Here is a 644-nt window from a genome sequence, read left to right on the forward strand (position 1 = left end):
AGGTCACGCGATGAAGGCGTCCAAAGTCGCCTACAAGCCGATCGGCATGGCCCTGGGAGCGGCCGGCGGCGCGCTCGCGGGCGCGCTGTTCAAGCAGGTCTGGAAGAAGCTCGGCCACGACGACGACGCCCCGGACGCCACGGACCCCGACCGCACCTGGCGCGAGATCCTGATCGCGGCCACGCTGCAGGGAGCCGTGTTCGCCGCCGTGAAGGCGACGGTGGACCGGGCCGGCGCGACCGCCGTCCACCGGGCGACCGGGGTGTGGCCCGGCTGACCGGAGCACCCGGCCGCCCGCCGCCCCGTCGCGCGAGGACGTCGCGCGACGGGGCGGCGGGCGTTTCACCCGCCCCGGCCGGCGGGGGCTGCCGCGACGGCCTCCCTACGGCGTCCGCCAGGTGTCGTCGCCGAGATGGGATCCCGCCATCGGGCCCATGCGGAGCATGCCGCCGTCCACGGGCCATGAGGCGCCGGTGACGTACGACGCGTCGTCGCCGGCCAGGAAGGCCACGACCGAGGCCACCTCGCGCGCGTCGCCGGGGCGCCGCAGCGGCACGCCGGGGCGTTCCTCGCCGCGGACGTCCGTGTCGGTCTGTCCGGTCATGGGCGTGGCGATCTCCCCGGGCGCGACCGCGTTGACGGTG

The 644-nt window shown here is 76.6% G+C and carries 2 protein-coding genes; one reads left to right on the forward strand and one right to left on the reverse strand.

The genetic code is table 11. From position 1 onward, the window contains the following. Positions 1 to 10: 10 nt before the first annotated feature. Positions 11 to 277 (forward strand): DUF4235 domain-containing protein, encoded by a 267-nt coding sequence (locus tag EAO77_RS36425; protein ID WP_147989840.1) that lies wholly within the window; start codon positions 11 to 13, stop codon positions 275 to 277. A gap of 105 nt (positions 278 to 382) precedes the next feature. On the opposite strand, the gene EAO77_RS36430 is transcribed toward EAO77_RS36425, so the two are convergent. Then, a partial coding sequence (locus EAO77_RS36430; RefSeq protein ID WP_147992575.1) for an SDR family oxidoreductase occupies positions 383 to 644 on the reverse strand: 262 nt, incomplete at its 5' end.

The sequence above is a fragment of the Streptomyces sp. T39 genome, assembly GCF_008042045.1.
Classification (GTDB): Bacteria; Actinomycetota; Actinomycetes; order Streptomycetales; family Streptomycetaceae; genus Streptomyces.